Raw genomic sequence first — 1422 nt, 5'->3', positions numbered from 1 at the left:
ATGCGACACTCGGCATGTCCACTTGCGCTGAGGCAAGCCCCCGACCGGACCGGCTGGGCCGGGTTGCAAGGGAAGGGAGGGGGCGGATGAGACGCACCCATTGGCTTTAGCTTTGACAGTTGCAGCAGCCGGTCATTCCGCCGCATCGAGGTCAGAGAGCGCTTGGCGCCGTCGGGCAATGACGGCGGGATCGTTCATGAAATCCCTGTTCCGACCGGGCTTGCGGCTCCGCGGCGTATAGCCGTTCTTCTCGCTGTTGGTCTTCACCTTCGGCGTTGGTCGCTGATCCTGCCGCTCCTTGATATAGGCCAGCACATCGGAAAGCCGCTTGTTCTCGGTGATCGCCGCATGCGTCACCCGCTGGTCCTTGTCGAACACCCGATAGGACAGGGAATGGCCTTTCCAGCGCACGTCGAGCCGGCCATCGGCATAGGCATAGGTCTCGACATAACGGCCCACCAGGCCACGCGTCACATCACTCTCTTCCAGCATGATCCGCTGGCGCTCGAACGAAAACGTCAGCTGCGCCCCGACATAACGCTGCTCACGCTTGCACAGGATCTCCTGCAGCCGATCCGATGGCATGTTGATCGGCCGATGCAGATTGTCAGGACGGGTAGGGGCGATGGCAAACCGCTGGTTATACCGCGCCATGAACCGCGGCAGAAAAGCATTGCCATCGTCCATGCTGCCGATGCCCGCTAACCGCAGTTCCTTGATCAGCCGATCCTGCAATGTCCGGTTCATCCGTTCAACCCGGCCCTTCGCCTGGCTCGAATTTGCGCAAAGAATCTCGATGTTTAGTTCCGAGAGTGCACGCCCGAACTGGGTCATGCCCTGGCCACCCTTGGCCTCCTTCTTCGCCACCCGGAACACCGAATGCTTGTCGGAATAGAAGGCAACGGGAGCACCGTGATCCTTCAAATAAAGCGCCAGCGCCTCGAAATAGCTGAACGCGCTTTCCGAGCGCACGAAGCGCAACTGCATCAGCTTGCCCGTCGCATCGTCGACGAACACCAGCAGCGAACACGGATCGCCGCGATCCTCGAACCAGCGATGTTCCGATCCGTCGATCTGCACCAGCTCGCCATAGGCCTCGCGCCGCAATCGTGGCTGATGAAACGTCCGCCGCTGCTTGCGCGACAGCCAGATGCCGGCGCCCGACATCCATTGGCGCAGCGTCTCGCGCGACACCGTCAGCCCATCGAGCTCGGCAAGCTTCTCGGCTGCCAAGGTTGGACCGAAATCGGCATAGCGCTCTCGAATGAGAGCCAAAGCATAATCGCGCACGCCCGGGCTGATCCTGTTGTTCGACGGTCGGCCGATCGCCTTGTGCCGGATCGACGCCGCGCCGGTCGTCCTGATCCGCTCCAACAGCCGGCGCACCTGGCGCTCGCTCAAGCCCAGAACACGCGCCGCCGA

General features: G+C 62.0%; 1 protein-coding gene. It reads right to left on the bottom strand.

Annotated features, from left to right (window positions below):
- Positions 1 to 132: 132 nt before the first annotated feature.
- Positions 133 to 1422: ISNCY family transposase (locus GFM02_RS34695; protein ID WP_168324225.1), on the bottom strand; the 1290-nt coding region annotated here is incomplete at its 5' end.

This window comes from Rhizobium leguminosarum bv. viciae, assembly GCF_012276115.1.
Classification (GTDB): Bacteria; Pseudomonadota; Alphaproteobacteria; order Rhizobiales; family Rhizobiaceae; genus Rhizobium; species Rhizobium leguminosarum_T.
The sequence above is the reverse complement of the archived record's forward strand: the minus strand, read 5'-3'. Positions and strand labels throughout refer to the sequence as shown.